Genomic DNA, 18,398 nt, shown 5'->3' on the forward strand with positions numbered 1-18,398 from the left:
GGCATGGTCTTCGAAGGATCCGCATCCGCGATCTCCCACACCGGGAAGGTCCGGTCCAACAACCAGGACTCCGGTTATGCCGGTGCGAACCTCTTCGTGGTCGCCGACGGCATGGGCGGTCACGCCGGTGGAGACGTGGCGTCCAGCATCGCCATCCACCAGCTCGAGCAGCTCGATCAGGCATTCGCATCGACCGATGACGCGCAGGCCGAGCTCCAGGCCTCAGTCACCACCGCGGCGGGCGACCTCATCCGCGCGGCGAAAGAGCGGCCAGAGCTCGCGGGCCTGGGCACCACGGTCAGCGCGATCGTCATGGTCGACGACCACGCCGTCATCGGTCACATCGGCGATTCGCGCATCTACCTCTACCGCGACGACGAGCTGACGCAGATCACCGCCGACCACACCTTCGTACAGCGCCTCGTCGATTCCGGACGCATCACTCCAGAAGAAGCCAGGTACCATCCCCGCCGCTCGGTGCTCATGCGCGTGCTCAGTGACATGGACAACGACCCCGAGCTCGACCTCTTCGTCATGCCGACGCTCCCCGGCGACCGCTGGCTGCTCTGCTCGGACGGGCTCTCCGGCGTCGTCGACGAAGCACACATCCTCAAGGCGATGCGTCTGGACCTCACGCCGGGACGCACGGCCGACAACCTGCTCAAGCAGGCTCTCGACGGCGGTGCACCAGACAACGTCACCATCGTGATCGTGGAGACCGGCGGTCACCACCCGCTCTCCTCCGGCACGCCGACCATCGTCGGTGCCGCGTCCACCCCCTCGGGCGTCCTCATCCCGCCGGCGCGCGCGGTCCGCACCAGCTGGCTGCATCCGGTCCGTCAGGCCGCGAACGATCCTTCGCACTTCGAACCGGCCGCCGACTACCTCGAAGAGCTCATCGAAGAAGATCGCCGGCGCGCGAAACGTCGCCGAGCCGGATGGATCGCTGCCCTCGTCATCGTCGTGCTCGCTCTCGCGGGCGGCGGCTTCCTCGCCTACAACTGGACGCAGACCCGCTACTTCGTGGGTGCCGATGAAGACAGCGTCGTGATCTTCCAGGGCGTGCAGCAGAACATCGGACCGATCTCGCTCTCCACCGAGATCGAAGACACCGGCATCCTGCTCGCGAACCTCCCGCCGTACCAACGCGCGTCTGTCGAGCGCACGATCAATGCCCGCTCGCTTTCTGACGCGCAGGCGATCGTCGACCGTCTGCGCGCGGGTGAAGAGGCGGTCACCGGCGAGATCTCGTCGACGCCCACTCCCACGCCTCCACCTCTGGCCCCGACGCCGGTGCCGACGTCGACTCCGCAGGGCGCTGCGCACGAAACGGATGTCGAGGTGATCGGATGACCACCGACGTCGTCGCCGATACCGCTGTCGTCAAAGCGCTCAAGCGGATGCGACTGCCCCAGACTCAGCGCAACCGTGAGTTCTGGCTCCTGCTGTTCGCCTGCGCCATCAGCGGTGCAGCCCTCGCGCTGGTGCAGCTGGGCGCGCTCGGCTTCATCGACCCGTTCATCCTCTTCATCGGCGGCGGCCTCGCGGTGCTCGTCTTCGCATTGCACATCGTGCTGCGGTTCGTCGCATCTGATGCTGACCCGTTCGTTGTGCCCATCGCGACGCTCCTCACCGGTCTCGGCATCGCGATGATCTACCGCATCGACATCGCCAAGAACTACACCGGCTGGACGGCATACTCGACCAAGCAGCTCGCCTGGACGGCGATTTCGCTGGCTGGGGCCATCGTCGTGGTCATCGTGCTGCGCAACTACCGGATCCTGTTCCGGTACACCTACCTGTTCGGCCTTGCCGGCATCCTGCTGCTGCTATTGCCGTTCGTCCCGGGCCTGGGGGCCACTGGCGCGAACGCCGACGTCTGGGTCTCGATCGGCGGGATGTTCGCGTTCCAGCCCGGCGAGATCGCCAAGATCTGCCTTGCGATCTTCTTCGCGGGCTACCTCGTGCGCACCCGTGAGAGCCTGACGTCCGTCGGCAAGCGATTCCTCGGGATCACCTGGCCGCGGATGCGCGAGCTCGGCCCGGTCATCGTCGTCTGGGTCCTCTCGCTCGGAATCATCGTGTCCCAGCGCGACCTCGGCACCGGCATGCTCATCTTCGGCCTCTTCATCGCGATGCTCTACGTCGCCACCGGCAAGACCAGCTGGGTGCTCATCGGTCTCGCGATGGTCGCGGCCGGAGTGCTGGTCGCCACGCAGATCCTCGCGTACGTGCAGGGGCGTTTCACGAACTGGCTGGATGCTTTCAATCCCGAGATCATCGACGCACAGGGCGGCAGCTTCCAGCTCGTGCAGGGCATCTTCGGCCTCGCACACGGTGGTCTCATCGGCACCGGCCTCGGCCAGGGCCGCCCGCAGATCACGCCGCTGGCGCAGAGCGACTACATCATCCCGAGCCTCGGCGAAGAGCTCGGACTCATCGGGCTGTTCGCCATTCTCTGCCTGTACATGGTCTTCGTCAGCCGTGGTCTGCGCATCGGTGTCGCAGGGCAGGATGACTTCGGCAAGCTCCTCGCAACCGGCCTGTCGTTCACGATCGCCCTGCAGGTGTTCATCATGGTCGGCGGCGTCACCCGCGTCATCCCGCTCACCGGCCTCACGACGCCGTTCCTGGCCGCCGGTGGATCGTCATTGGTCGCCAACTGGCTGATCGTCGCTCTGCTGCTTCGCATCTCCGACGGCGTGCGCCGCCAGCCTCGGGTGGTGATCGGCTGATGACGAAAGAAATGCGCCGGCTCAGCATCGTGATGCTGTTCATGTTCCTCTCGCTGTTCGTGGCGACCAGCTGGATCCAGGTCGTGCAGGCCGACAGCCTCGCGCAGTCCGAGCGCAACACGCGGTCACTGCTGGACAGCTACGAGATCCAGCGCGGGTCGATCATCGTCGATGGCATGCCGATCGCGACCTCAGTGCCGACGAACGACGAGTTCCAGTATCAGCGCGTGTACGCCGATTCACCGATGTGGTCGGATGTGACCGGTTACTTCAACCCCGCGCTGCAGTCGTCTACCGGGATCGAGCGCGCGTTGAACGCCGAACTCTCGGGCACCGGCGCCGGCGCGTTCCTCTCCGAGATCGAACGCATCGTCTCGGGTCAGCCACAGACCGGCTTCAGCGTCGAACTGACCCTGGATGCCGCCGCTCAGCGCGCCGCGTATGAAGCGTTCGGCGAACTGGAAGGCGCGGCCGTCGCGATAGAACCGGCCACTGGTCGAGTCCTGGCGATGGTCTCCACTCCTGGCTACGACGCGAACCAGATCGCCGTCCACAGTGCGAACGAGGCCGATGCGGCGTACAACGCCCTCGACGAGCTCAAGCCGAATCCGCTCATCAACGCCGCGACGAACCAGACCAGCCCTCCCGGATCGACCTTCAAGGTCCTCGTCGCCGCTGCCGCGTACGCCACCGGAGAGTGGACGCCAGAGTCGACCCTCCCGAACCCGGCCCGATACACCCTCCCCGGCTCCACCGCACAGGTGTCGAACGCCTGGGGCGGCACGTGCGGCGATGGACCGACCGTGACGATCGCCGATGCGGTCAAGCTCAGCTGCAACATCCCGATGGCAGAGCTGGCAGTCGAACTCGGCAGCCAGGAGATCTTCAAGATGGCTGAGAAGTTCGGCTTCAATCAGGAGTTCGAGACGCCGCTGACGACGGCAGCCTCCAGCTACCCGCGCGTGCTCGACGATGCGCAGACGGCCCTGACCGGTTTCGGTCAGGGTAAGGTCACCGCCACCGCCCTTCAGGTCGCGATGATCTCTGCAGGGCTCGCCAACGACGGAGTGGTGATGAAACCCCAGCTGGTGGATGCCGTGATCGGCAACGACCTCTCGACGGTGCGCGAATACCCGAACGAGGAGTTCGGCCGTGCGACTGAGGCTGATGTTGCGGACGATGTCACGAAATCCATGGTGGCAAGCGTCAGGGATGGCGCGGCACAAGGTGCAAGAATAGACGGAATCGACGTTGCCGGTAAGACGGGAACGGCCGAGAACGACGGCGATGAGCCATACACGTTATGGTTCACCGGCTTTGCACCTGCGGACGATCCGCAGGTTGCAGTGGCGGTCGTCGTCCAGAACGGCGGCGGTATGGGACAGTCGGGATCCGGTGACACGCTCGCCGCCCCGATCGCGAAGAAGATCATTGAGGCGGTGCTTAACAGATGAGGCCGACGCAGGGTGTGTCGTTCGGTGGTCGATACGAGCTCCAGTCGCGTATTGCGATCGGTGGCATGGGTGAGGTCTGGGAAGCGACCGACCATGTCATCGGGCGAACCGTCGCCATCAAGATCCTCAAGGACGAGTACATGGGGGATCCTGGCTTCCTCGAGCGCTTCCGCGCCGAAGCCAGGCACGCCGCTCTCGTCAACCACGAGGGCATCGCGAGTGTGTTCGACTACGGCGAGGAGAACGGCAGCGCCTTCCTCGTCATGGAGCTCGTTCCGGGCGAGGCCCTCTCCACGATCATCGAGCGCGATGGCTCACTGAGCGCCGACAAGACGCTCGACATCGTCGCTCAGACGGCATCGGCATTGCAGGCGGCGCACGCCGCAGGCCTCGTGCACCGCGACATCAAGCCGGGAAACCTGCTGATCACCCCGGACGGCCGCGTCAAGATCACTGACTTCGGCATCGCCCGCATCGCCGACCAGGTGCCGCTGACGGCCACTGGTCAGGTCATGGGAACGGTGCAGTACCTCTCCCCCGAGCAGGCATCGGGTCATCCGGCATCCCCCGCGACCGACACGTACTCGCTGGGAATCGTCGCGTACGAATGCCTCGCAGGCAAGCGTCCCTTCACGGGTGAGTCGCAGGTCGCGATCGCGATGGCGCAGATCAATGAGCAGCCTCCGCCGCTGCCGCCGACCGTGCCGATCCCCGTGCAGAACCTCGTCATGGCGATGATCGCGAAGAAGCCGGCCGACCGGCCGTCATCGGCTGCGACCGTCGCACGTGCTGCGCAGGCCCTGCGCCGTGGCGACCTGAACTCCGCCGCGATCGCGGTTCCCGCCATCGCAACCGGCGGAGTCGCCGGCGATGACGCCACGCGTCTTCTCACAACCGGAGACGACGGCGCCACGCGCATCCTGCCGACGACCGCTCAGGTGCCCACCGATGAGGTCGCTGAAGAGGACGGCAAGAAGAAGCGCAGCGCGTGGACCTGGCCGTTGATCGCGTTGATCGTACTGCTGGTGCTCGTGCTGGGCGGAACGCTCTTCGCGCTTCTGAACCCTGGCAGCCCTGACGCCGGTCAGACGTCCACTTCCGCGCCGGCCACGAGCGCGAAACCGTCGGCGAAGCCGACGACGAACACACCCACGCCCGAGGCGACGCGCGTCAGCGTCGACGCACTGGGCCTGGTGGGTCTCAGCTGTGACGATGCCATCGCGAAGGCCACTGCGGCTGGGCTCGCGCCAGTGTGCCAGACCGGTTCGACGGCAGCTCCCTCCGACGACAAGGTCGGCACTGTCGAGTCGGTGAACCCGCGCGGTGACCTCGAGCAGGGTGCATCCATCACGCTCACGCTCTTCGCAGACCGTGTGCAGATCGGCGCACCGCAGAACGCTCCGACCATCACGGGCGACCCCATCACGGGCACAACTGTGACGCTGAACTGGACGAACTTCACCTGCCCGAGCGGCACGGGAAATCTCAGCGGCTACAAGGTGAGCATCACGAACGCGACCTTCACCGATGGCAGCACCGCGCGCACCTTCGACCCAGGCACCCGCAGCGCGGACATCACGCTCGGCGGCGCAGGGCTACAGGCCACGGCAACGTACACCGCACTGTGCTCCGGCGGCGGCGCTGACCAGCGCGAGTCGGGTGTCTCCCCGCAGATGTCGGTCACCATCACCCCGGGTCAGCCCACTCCCGACAATGGCGGTAACGAAGAAGACGCGGGCTGACCTTACCTTTACGTAGTCCACACCATCGTCATTCCAGGGGGAAAGCACTGTGTCTGAAGAGTCGCGCATCATCGCTGAGCGATACCGCGTTGGTGAACTCATCGGCCATGGCGGAATGGCGAAGGTCTATCGCGGCTACGACATGACGCTCGGGCGCGACGTCGCCATCAAGATCCTCGACCCGGATCTCGCCCGCGATACCGCGTTCCGCACGCGCTTTCGGATGGAGGCGCAGGCTGCTTCACGCATGTCGCATCCGTCGATCGTGCGCGTTTTCGATGCGGGAGACCCGTCGACCTCCGGCAGCGCGGGCGCTGCCAGCGAGCCGTACATCATCATGGAGCTCGTCAGCGGTCGGCTTCTGAAAGACATCATCGCCGAGGGCCCCGTCCCCGCCGACGACGCGATCAGGTACGTCGACGGCATCCTCGAAGCGCTCGACTACTCGCACCGCGCCGGAGTTGTCCATCGCGACATCAAGCCCGGCAACGTCATGGTCACCGACAGGGGCCAGGTCAAGGTCATGGACTTCGGCATCGCACGCGCGGTGTCGGATTCGTCGTCGACAGTGGCCGAGACGACGCAGATCCTAGGAACAGCCGCATACTTCTCGCCTGAGCAGGCCAAGGGCGAGCCGGTGGATGCCAGGACCGATGTGTACTCGACAGGCGTGGTGCTCTACGAACTGCTCACCGGCCGTCAGCCGTTCCGCGGCGAGTCCCCGGTCGCTGTCGCGTACCAGCACGTGAGCGAAGCCCCCCTGCCGCCGACCGAGGTCAATGAGGATGCACCGCGAGCACTCGATCCGATCGTGCTGCGTGCGCTGGCGAAGGATCCTTACCAGCGGTACCCGGATGCCGCGAGCTTCCGTCTCGCGCTCGACTCAGCCATGTCGGGCAAGGCGCCGACCAAGAAGGAACTCGGAGCTCTCACCAGCGAGCTCTACGGCCCGAGCCCGCGCCAGGCCCAGGAGACGGCCCGCTCGCTGCGGCAGCTCAGCACCGATACGACGATGACGCGCACGCAGTCCGGTCCGCCCGTGGCGTGGATCTGGGCGGGTGTCGCGCTGCTGGCAGTGCTGCTCGTCTCGGTCCTGCTGTGGGTGCTGATGATGCCGCGCGGCGAACAGGCACCTGCAGACGCCAGGCTCGTGCCCGACCTCGTCGATGTGTCGTACGAGCGCGCGCAGGATGAGCTGCTCGATCTGGATCTGCAGTCGGCGATCGTCTACGAGTCGAGTGCCGACGTCACGCAGGACAACGTGATCCGCACCGACCCGGTAGCGGGACAATCTGTGAAGATCGGCCAGCGGGTGACGCTGTACGTGTCCACCGGAGCCGAAACCGTCGAGGTGCCGTCTCTCGTAGGCCTCTCCCAGGCCGCGGCCAAGCAGGCGCTCACCGACGTCGGTCTGGAGCTCGGCAGTGTGACTCCGCGGAATGATCCGGCAAGTCAGGCCGACACCGTCCTCGAGGTCACGAACGTGAAGGAGGGCGCCAAAGTCGCCCCCAAGACCGTCGTGAATCTCGTCGTCGCTAGCGGGCGGGTCACCCTTCCGGATGTGACGGGGTGGACAGTGGATGCCGCCGTCGCGAAGCTCGAAGAGCTCGGACTGAACGCGATCAAGACGGAGTCGGCGGACTGCCCGGCCACGAACCCGGCGACTGTGTCGTCGATGTCCGCGGCGCCGGGCGACGTCAACGTGCACTCCGACGTCGAGCTGCGGTACTGCACCGGCGCGTAGCCCGTGCGTTCGTGAGCGCAGCGATGGGAGAAGGATTTCCCGGGTGGAACAACCGCTGAACCCGTGAGATCCTTCTCCCATCCGCATGAGGCGCCGCGCGCGACGCCCGCGCTCAGCAGAGCGGCGAGACGGCCTCCCAGATGTGCTCGGCGGGAGCCTCGTCCTCGCGCGTCACGGATGCCTCGATGAGCCCGTAGGGGCGGTCCGCGGCGAAGAAGACCTCATTCGGGTTGTCGAGCCCGAAGGGTGCGAGGTCCACGACGAAGTGATGCTTGTTCGGCATCGACATGCGGATCTCTGCGATCTCAGGGTGAGCCTCGAGCACCGCACGACCCATGTCGAAGAGCGTGGCCTGAAGCGCAGCCGAGTAACGCGCCGCGAACTCGGCGAGCAGAATCCGCTTGACGTCTTCGTACACCGCATTGAAATCGACGTCGCGCGCGCCTTCGGTGAAGCGCCAGCGCGCAGCGATGTCGGTCGACATGATGCGGTCACTGGTCTCGGGCAGAGTTGTGTAAGGGTCCTTCGGGTACCCCTGGAAGCCGGACTCGGTGCTCTTGAGCACCGTGAGGTCCTTGAGTCCTGACACGATGTGGCGCTCGTCGCCGATGCCGACGACGAGCGCGGTGCGCACCTCCTGATTGCTGCGCACGAACGAGTGATCGTGCTCGCGACCGTCGACCTCGATGCGGTTCCAGTCGTAGCTCTCGGCAGCCCAGCGGCCGCCCTTGACCCAGTCGAACGAGCCGATGAAGTGATCTGACAGTCGCAGCAGGAACTTCTCGGGCGATCCGATCCCCTCGCGGGCGAGCGCGTAGATGGTGTTCTTCTGCGTGTCCGTAGCGACGCAGTGGCCGTTGTCGCCCTCGAGGTGCACGGCCTCGAAATCGCCGCGCAGCTGCGAGGTCACGTTGAGGTCCTCGATCTCGTGCCGGGGGCTGTCGCGGGTGATCTTGACGAGGCGCACCTCGGCCTTGCCGTACTGGTTAGAGCCAAGGACGATGCGGCTCGATGCCGTGGTTCCGGTGCCTGCCTCAGTCGGAGCAGGGGCGATCAGGGTGTCAGACATGTGCGGTACTCAACTTCCTCGGTAAGTGGAATAGGAGAACGGGCTCAGCAGAAGCGGCACGTGGTAGTGCGGCCGTTCCTCATCGACGAGGAACGTGAGCAGAGCCTCAGGGAAAAAGGTCGGGGTGTCACTGGCAGCGAAGTACGCACCGGTGTCGAAACGCAACCGGTAGATGCCTGCGTCGAGCCGCTCGGGGCCGAGCCGCTTCGCACGGCCGTCGGCATCGGTCACCGCCTCGGCGATGACCGACCACTGGCCTGCCTTCTCGGCGAACAGTTGCACTTCGATGCCGGGAGCGGGAACCCCCTGCACGGCGTCGAGCACATGCGTAGTGATGTGGGAGACAGTCATGCGGTGATGACTCCTTTCAATCGGAGCAGCGCGATCTCGCGCAGCTGCCCGGCGACGACGCGCTCTTCCTCGTCGTCGGTGTGTGTGAGACGGGTCCGAAGCGTCGTGAGGATCTCCGCGGCCGAGCGCCCAGCCGCACGGATAAGGAAAACGCGGCCGAAACGCTCCTCGTAGGCGTGATTTCCTTCTCGCAGAGCCTGCTGCACCGCGACATCCGCCGGGTCAACGCCAGCCTGCTCGGATCGCGACATCGACGCTTCGCGCGAGTCGCCGTCGGCGCGTTCGCCGATGCGCGGGTGGTGGGCGAGTGCGGCCTCGACCTCATCGCTGCGGAACGGCGACGCCACCTCCGCTGCGGATGACACGAGCGCGTCGATCGACGCGAAAGGACGTTGATCGACGATGCCCTCGCACCACCGCGTCACATCGACGCAGGGACGCAGCACCGCGATCGCCGCCTCGCGATCCGCCGTGTTGAACTCTGCAAGCTCCATCACTCTCAGCTGCCTCTCGTGCCCTGGATGCCCAGTGCCGCGCGCAGCCGCGCGACGTGACCGTTCGGGTCGACGTTGTACTCGACCGCGCTCACGCGCCCGTCGGCGTCGACGACAGCTGTCGAGCGGATGAGTCCGTCGAAGGTGCGGCCGTTCACGGTCTTCTGACCCCACGCACCCCAGACCTTCGCGACTTCGGCATCCTCGTCGGCGAGCAGCGGAAACGCGAGCTGCTCGGCATCAGCGAACTGCGCGAGCTTCGAGGCAGGATCGGGCGAGACGCCGAGCACTGTGTATCCGGCGCCCTGAAGCGACGCCAGGTTGTCACGGAAATCGCACGCCTCGGTCGTGCAGCCCGGAGTGAATGCCGCCGGATAGAAGTAGACGATCACCGGTCCGCCGCGCAGATCCGACAGCCGCACCGTGTTGCCTGCGGCATCCGGAAGGGCGAAGTCGGGGGCGGGCTGACCCACCTCGAGTTCTTCGGACGTGTTGATCATGCGGGTGCTCCGATCTCGATCCGCGGGAGGCGCAGCAGCCGGCCGCGGGGCTGGTCCTGGTCGATGAGGCGACCGGCGAGGTACGTGGCGCGCACCACCCCGGTCAGCTCACGGCCGTCGTAGGGGGTTACGGGATGCCGGTGGGCGAGAGAGGTGGCATCCACAGCGAAGGTCTCCTCCGGTGCGAAGACGGCGAAGTCGGCTGCCGCGCCCACCGCGATGCGTCCTTTGCCGGCGAGCCCGATGCGGTCTGCGGGGGATGACGACATCAGCTCGACGATCCGGGCGAGGCGCACACCGCGGCGGCGGCCCTCGGTCCACATCAGCGGCAGGCCGAGTTGGAGCGAGGCGATCCCGCCCCACGCGACCGAGAAATCGCCGTCACCGGCGTACTTCATCTCGGGCGTCGAGGGCGAGTGGTCTGAGACGACGTAGTCGATCGTGCCGTCAAGGAGTCCGTGCCACAGCTCGTCGCGGTTGTCGTCTTCTCGGATCGGCGGGCAGCATTTGTACGCCGTCGCTCCGGCCGGGATATCCTCGGCGGCGAGGGTCAGGTAATGCGGGCAGGTCTCGACCGTGATGTCGACGCCCTCGGCCTTGGCCACGGAGAGACGTCCGATCGAGTCGCCGTTCGAGAGGTGCAGGATATGCGCGCGGGCGCCGGTGTCGATGGCTCCGCGGATGACCTCGGAGATCGCGGCATCCTCCGCCGATCGCGGACGGGATGCGAGGAAGTCTCCGTACTCGCGCCCTCCGGGCTGCACGGACTCCTCGATGATGTGGGCATCCTCTGCGTGCACCACGAGCAACGACCCGAGCTGAGCGATCGATGCCATCGCCCGCCGCATCTCGTAGATCGAGACCTCGGGGAACTCGTCGACTCCCGACGGCAGCAGAAAGCACTTGAACCCGAAGACGCCGGCCGCGTGCAGGCCCGGCAGGTCATCGAGGTTCCCTGGGACCACGCCGCCCCAGAATCCGACGTCGACGAAGACGCGGTCTTGCGCTGCGGCGCGCTTGATGTTCAGCGCCTCGACCGTGACCGTCGGCGGGATGCTGTTGAGCGGCATGTCCACGATCGTCGTCACACCGCCCGCGGCCGCGGCCCTGGTGGCGGACTCGAAGCCCTCCCACTCGGTGCGGCCGGGCTCGTTGACGTGCACATGCGTGTCGACGAGGCCTGGAATGAGTACTTCGTCGTGTGCGAGCTCGACGATCTGTGCGGCATCCAGCTTCTCGTCCGCTCCCGCGATGAAGACGATCCGTCCGTCGCGCACGCCGATCTGCGCGTCGCGGAATTCGCCGTCGATCAGCGCGCGGCCACGGATGATGAGTTCGCAGCGACTCTGGATGCCGTCCAGCGAACCGGCGATCGCGGCGCCGCCGAGCAGACGTGCGGCGACCTGCTCGAGCAGGCGGCCGGCGTCAGCCATGCTGCGCTCGGAGTCGGGTTCGAGGTCGGCGAGAGCGTGCACGCCGGAGAACCCGGCGGCCCCGATCTGCGCAGCATCCAGTGCGGATCGACCGCAGATGACGTGCACCGGGATGCCGGCGGCCTGAGCCGCACGCGCGACGCCGATCGGCGTCTTGCCCATGAGGCTCTGCTCGTCGAGACTGCCCTCACCGGTGATGACGAGGTCGGCGCCCTCGAGACGCTCGGCGAGACGCGTGAGCTCAAGGACGACATCGATGCCCGCCCTGCGCTCCGCGCCGAGTGCGATGGCCGCGAATCCAACACCGCCGGCGGCGCCAGCGCCCTTGCGTTCGGAGGCTTCGACGGCCGGGACCTTCAACCCCCCGCCGGAACGGCCGAGCACTTCGACGAAATGCTCGAGCGCCCGGTCGAGTGACTCGACGTCATCGGCGCTCGCGCCCTTCTGCGGGCCGAACACAGCGGCGGCGCCGCTCTCCCCGAGCAACGGGTTGTCGACGTCGCTCGCGAGGACGAGTTCAGCGCCAGAGAGGCGCGGGTCCAAGCCCGACAGGTCGACGGTCTTCAGCGCGGCGAGGGCTCCGCCGCCCAGCGGCAGCTCGATACCTGCACCATCGAGCAGTCGTGCGCCGAGGCCTTGCAGCAGACCCGCGCCGCCATCGGTCGACGCGCTTCCGCCAATACCCAGGACGATGCGGCGACTGCCGGCATCCAACGCCGCTCGCACGAGCTCGCCCGTGCCGAGACTGGTCGCGCCCGTGGCATCCTTTCGTCCGCCCGGAAGAAGGTCGAGACCGGATGCCTGTGCCATCTCCACGACCGCCTCGTCACTGCGAACCGCATAGCGAGCGACGACCTGCTCACCGGTCGGGCCGGTCACGTACGCACGTCGCTCCTCGAAGCCCGCCGCGATCGCGGCATCCACGGTCCCCTCGCCGCCATCGGCGACGGGGATCTCGAGAACGTCGATCGCAGGGTCGATCCGGCGCGCGCCTGAGGCCACCGCGGCGGCGACCTCAGGCGCGGTCAGCGACCCTTTGAACTTGTCGGAGGCGACGACGATGCGCATGTCAGACCTGCACCAGTGATCGGATCGAGGTCGGCGCGTCGTCCGGGATGATCGCGAGCTCCTCGAACTCGTTGACGTTGTCGAGCTCTGTGCCCATGGCGATGTTCGTGACGCGCTCGAGGATGACTTCCACCACGACGGGAACCTGGTGCTCACCCATCAGCGACTGCGCCTCAGCGAATGCCGCACCCATGTCCTCCGGGCGCTCCACTCGAATCGCCTTGCAGCCCAGCCCTTCGGCGACCTTGACATGGTCAACACCATATCCCTGGGTCTCGGGCGAGTTGATGTTGTCAAACGCCAGCGACACTTCGAAGTCCATCTCGAACCCGCGCTGAGACTGACGGATCAGCCCCAAGTAGCTGTTGTTGACCACGACGTGCACGTAGGGCAGCTTGTGCTGTGCCCCCACGGCGAGCTCCTCAATCATGAACTGGAAGTCGTAGTCACCCGACAGAGCCACGACCAGTTCTCCCGGCTTGCCTCGAACGACGCCGAGGGCTGCCGGCCCCGTCCAGCCGAGCGGGCCGGCCTGGGCTGCGTTGATCCACTTGCGCGGACCGAACACGTGCAGCAGCTGTGCGCCGGCGATCTGCGAGAGGCCGATCGTCGTGACATAGGTGACGTCCTCGCCGAAGGCGCGATTCATCTCCTCGTAGACGCGCTGCGGCTTGATCGGCACCTGGTCGAAGTGGGTCTTGCGCAGCAGGGTGCCCTTGCGCTCCTGGCACTGCCGAGCCCACTCAGAGTAGTCCGGCAGGGTGCCGGCGGCGCGGCGCTCTCGGGCGATCTCGAGGAATGCGTCGATGGCCTCGCCGGCATCCGACACGATCCCGAGGTCGGGTGCGAAGACGCGTCCGATCTGGGTCGGCTCGATGTCGACATGCACGAAAGTGCGGTTCTCGGTGTACTTGTCGATGCTGCCGGTGTGCCGGTTGGCCCAGCGGTTGCCGATGCCGAGCACGAAGTCGCTGGCCAGCAGAGTCTGGTTGCCGTAGCGGTGCGCGGTCTGCAGACCCGCCATGCCGGCGTTCAGCTCGTGCGCGTCGCTGATCGCGCCCCAGCCCATCAGGGTCGGGATGACGGGGACGCCGAGCGTTTCGGCCAACTCCACGAGGCGCTCCGATGCGCCGGCGTTGATGATGCCCCCACCGGCGATCAGCACCGGGTGCGCGCTCGCGGTGAGCATGTCCATCGCTTTCTCGGCCTGACGGCGGGATGCCGCTGGCTTCGCAACGGGCAGCGGCTCGTACGTGTCGATATCGAACTCGATCTCGGTCATCTGCACGTCGATCGGGAGGTCGAGCAGCACGGGACCGGGGCGACCTGAGCGCATCAGCTGGAACGCTTTCTGGAAGGCGCCGGGAACCTGGGCGGCTTCGAGAACAGTCATCGCCATCTTGGTGACCGGCGTAGCGATCGTCTGGATGTCGACCGCCTGGAAGTCCTCTTTGTGCAGCTTCGCGACCGGCGCCTGCCCGGTGATGCAGAGGATCGGCAGCGAATCGGCCCACGCAGCGTAGAGTCCCGTGATCATGTCGGTGCCAGCGGGGCCGGAGGTGCCGATGCAGATGCCGATGTTGCCATCGGCCGCGCGGGTGTAGCCGTCGGCCATGTGGGATGCGCCCTCGACGTGACGGGCAAGCGTATGCCGGATGCCGCCGTGGGCGCGCATCGCGGAATAGAAGGGGTTGATGGCGGCCCCTGGCAGGCCGAACGCCTCCGTGGCGCCCTCCTTCTCCAGGATGGCCACGGCGGCGTCCACCGCGCGCATGCGAGTCATTTCGTTCTCCTAGGTTCGGTGCCCGGACTGCTTATTCGCGACCGGAGAAGGCTGCGGTCAGCTTGAACAGACCGGAATGATCGAGGCCGCCGTCGCCCTGCTGGACGGTCGAGCCGACGAGCTGTGCCACGTGCGCGCCGAGCGGGATGGTGATCCCGGCCTGGCGGGCGGCGGCGGTGATGATGCCCATGTCCTTGTTGTGCAGGGCGAGGCGGAAGCCGGGGCCGAAGTCGCGATCGAGCATCTTCTGACCCTTCTGGTCGAGGACCTTGGAGCCGGCGAGACCGCCGCCGAGGACCTTGAGCGCAGCATCCGTGTCGACACCGTACGCCTCGAGGAAGATGATCGCCTCGGCGAGTGCCTGGATATTCACGGCGACGATGAGCTGGTTGGCGGCCTTCACGGTCTGCCCTGCACCGGAGGGGCCGACGTGCACGATCGTCTTGCCGACTGCGTCGAGATACGGCAGAGCCGCGGCGAAGTCGTCGTCCGAGCCGCCGACCATGATCGACAGCACGGCGTCGATCGCACCCTGCTCGCCGCCCGACACCGGAGCATCGACGGTGCGCAGCCCCGCGGCCTGTGCCTCTTCGGCGAGCTCTTTAGCCACGTCAGGGCGGATGCTGGATGCATCGATCCACAGCGCACCCTGCTGGGCACCGGCGAGGATCCCCTCGTCGCCACGGAGGGCCGCTGCGACATCAGGGGAGTCGGGGACCATCGTGATGATGACGTCGGCGGCCTTCACGGCATCCGGGATGCTGGTGGCGCCCTTGCCGCCCGCTGTGACGAGCTCGTCGATGCGATCCTGCGTGAGGTTGTAGCCGGTGACGTCGTGTCCGGCGGAGATGAGGTTCTTGGCCATGGGCAGGCCCATGATGCCGAGGCCGATGACGGCGATGCTGGTCATGATGCTCCTTGAGTTCGTGGGGTTCGTGGTTCGCGGGCTGTCAGCGGACGTGCGCTGCGAGGATCGTGTCGAAGGCCGTTTCGATCGGTGCCTTGTACTCCAAGCCGATGTAGCCGGTGTAGCCGAGCTCGCGGCTGCGGGCGATCCAATCGCCCAGCGGCAGCTCGCCGGTGCCGGGGGCGCCGCGACCGGGATTATCAGCGATCTGGATGTGTCCGAAGCTCGAGGCGTGCTCCTCGATGACGGCCGCGACGTCATCGCCGTTCACCGCGAGGTGGTAGAAGTCGGCGAGGAGCGCGAGGTTTCCGTCGCCTGTGCAGGTGCGGACGTGCTCGATGACGTCGAGCGCCTGTGCCGCAGTGCGCAGCGGGTAGTGGTCGGCGCCGCTGACCGGCTCGACCAGCACGGTGCCGCCGATCGGTGCCACCGCGGCGGCAGCTGCGGCGAGGTTCTCGACGGCGACGGCATCCTGAGCCTGCGGGTCGACCCCGTCGATGCGGTTGCCGTAGAGGGCGTTGAATCCCTTCGTGCCGAGTGCCTCGCCGATCGCGGCGACGACGGCGAGGTTGTCGCGGAACTCCTTGCCGCGAGCGGGCCAGGAGACGAGACCGCGATCGCCACCCGGCATGTCGCCGGCGTTGAAGTTGAGGCCGCTCAGCTGCACGCCCGCGTTGCGGATCGCACCGATGAACGCGTCGACCTCGGAGTCGAGCGGCACTGACGTCGAGAACGGCCACCAGAACTCGACGGCGTCGAAACCGGCCGTCTTCGCAGCTGCGGGCCGCTCGAGCAGCGGCAGCTCGGTCAAGAGGATCGAGCAGTTCACGGTGTAAGTCATCGACGACTCCTTCGTCCGTTGGGCTTCTTTGCGTTATTCCGTAATGCGGAAGATGATTTCTACTAGATGAAAGTGTAAGAGACGTTTGCGAGAGTGTCAACGGTTCGGAGGCGGGAAGGTTTTCGCGCCTTGTACCGGATGCCGGAAGGATTTCGCGGCTACGCACCAGTCGGAATGCGCGAAACCCTTCTCCCATCGCTTCGGGGGCGACCTGTTCTGCACAGATCGGCCGGCGCCGCGAGTTGTGCACAGGCCGCGGATTTCCGGGATGCCACGGCGCGCAAGTGCGTCAACATCGTGGGATGCGACACAGAGTTCCCCTTCCCCTCCGCTTGGGTGATCGGTTCTCCGTGCGCAGCGCGGAAGCCGTCGGCATCCGCCCCGGCCGGTGCAGCACCCCCGATCTGCACCGGCCGTTCCGGGGCGTTCGCTCACTCGAGAAACCCGAGACCTTCGAGGACTTCGTGCGCTGCTACGAACCTCGCCTCAGGCCCGGTCAGCGCTTCGGGGGCATGACGGCAGCTCGTGACTGGGGACTTCCCGTGCCGACACTGTGGAAGCCGACGGAGCCGCTCGACATCATCGTGCCGTCATCGCATGCCGCACCGAAGACCGCGGGTGTGCGGGGACGGCGCCTGCGCGAAGACCGCGCGAAGACCCGCATCCTCAAGGGACGGCCCGTCATCGATCCGGTTGCCGCGCTGTTCACATGTGCTGCGGATCTGACCGTTCCAGAGGCGATCATCATCATCGACGCGCTGCTGACGACAGCATCCAACTATCCGGATTTGGGGCCCGGGAGGCCGCTGGCCTCGCTCGAAGAGATAGCTGGTCGGCTTCAGGAATGGGGACGGTTCCCTGGCAGCGGAAAGATCCGCGCCGCCTTGCCGCATGCGCGCGAGCTCGTCGAATCTCCGAAGGAGACCGAAACCCGGCTGCTGCTCATCGAGAACGGGCTGCCAGAGCCCGTCGTGCAACATGAGGTCTGGGCGTACGGGCAGCTGCTCGGCCGCACCGACCTCGCATACCCGGAGTGGAAGATCGCGATCGAATACGAGGGCGACGGCCACCGCACAGACAAGAAGCAGTGGCGCACAGACATCCAGCGACAGCGCTACCTCGAGAGCGAGGGATGGGTCGTCATCCGCCTCACCCAAGCCGACCTCGAAGCGAAGGAACTGCTGATCACCAGCATCCGTCGCGCGATCGCCGCGCGGCGCGGCTGAGCCGCTTCGTCTCACCGCTCTTCGCGGTGCCATAGCGCGGCCGTTGAGTCCCTTCGCGCTGCGTCACGCGACCCTCGAGTCCGTGTCACGCCACGGCTTACGCCCGCTTACGCCCGCGCACACCCGATGCGGGAAGATTTTCCTCGGTCCAGGCGCCATCGAACCCGCGAAAACGTTCTGGCATAGCGAAATGGCGCGGCGGGCGGGGGGCGAAGCGCGGCGGGCAGGGCAACTCAGGTCAGCCGGACCTGCCGATTCACGTCCTTGTACAGCAGGTACCGGAACGGTCCTGGCCCGCCGGCATAGCAGGCCTGCGGACAGAACGCGCGCAGCCACATGAAATCGCCCGCCTCCACCTCGACCCAGTCGTCGTTGAGGCGATAGACGGCCTTGCCCTCGAGCACGAAGAGCCCGTGCTCCATCACGTGCGTCTCGGCGAACGGGATCGACCCTCCCGGCTGGAAGGTCACGATGTTCACGTGCATGTCGTGCGTGAGGTCGTCAGGGTCGACGAACCGGGTCGTCGCCCAGGCATCGTCGGTGTCGGGCATCGGGCGAGGCGCGACCTCCTGGTCACTCGTGACGAAGGATGCCGGGGCCTCGATGCCATCGACCTTCTCGTAGGCCTTGCGCACCCAGTGGAACCCGACCGGCGCCGACCCTTCGTTGCGCAACGACCACTGCTCGTCCGGTGCGAGGAATGCGTAGCCCCCCGCCGCGAGCATGTGCCGCTCCCCCGCGAGCGTCAGCGTCAGCTCTCCGGAGGTGACGAAGAGCACTCCCTCGACACCCGCTTCGGGTTCCGGCCGCGAGGAGCCGCCGCCGGGCGCGATCTCCACGATCAGCTGCGAGAATGTCGTGGCGAATCCCGCGATCGGGCGTGCGATGATCCACGAGCGCGTGCCGGTGAATCCGGGCAGGTTGCTCGTGACGATGTCGCGCAGCACACCCTTCGGAATCACGGTGTACGCCTCTTTGACGATGGCGCGGTCGGTCAGCAGCTCGTGCTGGCCGGGCAGTCCGCCGGTCGGTGTGTAATAGCTCATCAGCT

At 66.6% G+C, this 18,398-nt stretch carries 15 protein-coding genes; 6 read left to right on the forward strand and 9 right to left on the reverse strand.

Annotation, left to right across the window (positions count from 1 at the left end; all coding sequences use genetic code 11):
• Window positions 1-3: 3 nt before the first annotated feature.
• The 5 genes from ACTU6V_RS00890 to pknB are packed head-to-tail and all read left to right on the forward strand — an operon-like array spanning window position 4 to window position 7,675.
• Complete coding sequence (locus tag ACTU6V_RS00890; protein ID WP_443469675.1) at window positions 4-1,353, forward strand: PP2C family protein-serine/threonine phosphatase; 1,350 nt, start codon at window positions 4-6, stop codon at window positions 1,351-1,353.
• A complete protein-coding gene (locus ACTU6V_RS00895; RefSeq protein ID WP_443469676.1) occupies window positions 1,350-2,735 on the forward strand; it encodes an FtsW/RodA/SpoVE family cell cycle protein in 1,386 nt (461 codons plus the stop codon). Before ACTU6V_RS00890 ends, ACTU6V_RS00895 begins: the two co-directional genes overlap by 4 nt.
• Complete coding sequence (locus ACTU6V_RS00900) at window positions 2,735-4,189, forward strand: penicillin-binding transpeptidase domain-containing protein (protein WP_443469677.1); 1,455 nt, start codon at window positions 2,735-2,737, stop codon at window positions 4,187-4,189. Before ACTU6V_RS00895 ends, ACTU6V_RS00900 begins: the two co-directional genes overlap by 1 nt.
• The gene (locus tag ACTU6V_RS00905) at window positions 4,186-5,931 is read left to right on the forward strand and encodes a serine/threonine protein kinase (RefSeq protein ID WP_443474671.1); all 1,746 of its coding nucleotides are present in this window, start codon (window positions 4,186-4,188) and stop codon (window positions 5,929-5,931) included. Before ACTU6V_RS00900 ends, ACTU6V_RS00905 begins: the two co-directional genes overlap by 4 nt.
• A gap of 49 nt (window positions 5,932-5,980) precedes the next feature.
• Window positions 5,981-7,675, forward strand: coding sequence for a Stk1 family PASTA domain-containing Ser/Thr kinase (gene pknB, locus ACTU6V_RS00910; RefSeq protein WP_443469679.1), 1,695 nt, complete (start codon window positions 5,981-5,983; stop codon window positions 7,673-7,675).
• Window positions 7,676-7,787: 112 nt separating this feature from the next.
• Here the strand turns inward: pknB and pucL are convergent, their stop codons facing one another.
• The 8 genes from pucL to ACTU6V_RS00950 are packed head-to-tail and all read right to left on the reverse strand — an operon-like array spanning window position 7,788 to window position 16,121.
• Window positions 7,788-8,744, reverse strand: a complete 957-nt coding sequence (gene pucL / locus ACTU6V_RS00915) for a factor-independent urate hydroxylase (RefSeq protein ID WP_443474672.1) — start codon at window positions 8,742-8,744, stop codon at window positions 7,788-7,790.
• Between the two features lie 9 nt (window positions 8,745-8,753).
• Window positions 8,754-9,095, reverse strand: a complete 342-nt coding sequence (gene uraH / locus ACTU6V_RS00920; RefSeq protein WP_443474673.1) for a hydroxyisourate hydrolase — start codon at window positions 9,093-9,095, stop codon at window positions 8,754-8,756.
• Window positions 9,092-9,589 carry a 2-oxo-4-hydroxy-4-carboxy-5-ureidoimidazoline decarboxylase gene (gene uraD / locus ACTU6V_RS00925; protein WP_443474987.1) on the reverse strand — a complete coding sequence of 166 codons (498 nt, stop codon included), beginning with the start codon at window positions 9,587-9,589 and terminating at the stop codon, window positions 9,092-9,094. The genes uraH and uraD overlap by 4 nt, the downstream gene beginning before the upstream one ends.
• Window positions 9,590-9,594: 5 nt before the next feature.
• Window positions 9,595-10,089 (reverse strand): thioredoxin-dependent thiol peroxidase, encoded by a 495-nt coding sequence (bcp, locus tag ACTU6V_RS00930; protein ID WP_443469682.1) that lies wholly within the window; start codon window positions 10,087-10,089, stop codon window positions 9,595-9,597.
• Window positions 10,086-12,590, reverse strand: a complete 2,505-nt coding sequence (gene allB / locus ACTU6V_RS00935) for an allantoinase AllB (protein ID WP_443474674.1) — start codon at window positions 12,588-12,590, stop codon at window positions 10,086-10,088. Before allB ends, bcp begins: the two co-directional genes overlap by 4 nt.
• Window position 12,591: 1 nt before the next feature.
• The gene (gene gcl / locus ACTU6V_RS00940) at window positions 12,592-14,373 is read right to left on the reverse strand and encodes a glyoxylate carboligase (RefSeq protein ID WP_443474675.1); all 1,782 of its coding nucleotides are present in this window, start codon (window positions 14,371-14,373) and stop codon (window positions 12,592-12,594) included.
• 31 nt (window positions 14,374-14,404) lie between these two features.
• Complete coding sequence (locus ACTU6V_RS00945; protein ID WP_443474676.1) at window positions 14,405-15,283, reverse strand: 2-hydroxy-3-oxopropionate reductase; 879 nt, start codon at window positions 15,281-15,283, stop codon at window positions 14,405-14,407.
• Window positions 15,284-15,323: 40 nt separating this feature from the next.
• Window positions 15,324-16,121, reverse strand: coding sequence for a hydroxypyruvate isomerase family protein (locus ACTU6V_RS00950; protein ID WP_443474677.1), 798 nt, complete (start codon window positions 16,119-16,121; stop codon window positions 15,324-15,326).
• 350 nt (window positions 16,122-16,471) lie between these two features.
• Between ACTU6V_RS00950 and ACTU6V_RS00955 the strand changes: the two genes are divergently transcribed.
• Window positions 16,472-17,347: an endonuclease domain-containing protein gene (locus ACTU6V_RS00955; RefSeq protein ID WP_443474678.1), complete on the forward strand. Its 876-nt coding sequence runs from the start codon at window positions 16,472-16,474 to the stop codon at window positions 17,345-17,347.
• 233 nt (window positions 17,348-17,580) lie between these two features.
• On the opposite strand, the gene ACTU6V_RS00960 is transcribed toward ACTU6V_RS00955, so the two are convergent.
• Window positions 17,581-18,396 carry a bifunctional allantoicase/(S)-ureidoglycine aminohydrolase gene (locus ACTU6V_RS00960; RefSeq protein WP_443474988.1) on the reverse strand — a complete coding sequence of 272 codons (816 nt, stop codon included), beginning with the start codon at window positions 18,394-18,396 and terminating at the stop codon, window positions 17,581-17,583.
• Window positions 18,397-18,398: the final 2 nt, after the last annotated feature.

The organism is Microbacterium zouquanmingi (assembly GCF_052266675.1).
GTDB lineage: Bacteria > Actinomycetota > Actinomycetes > Actinomycetales > Microbacteriaceae > Microbacterium.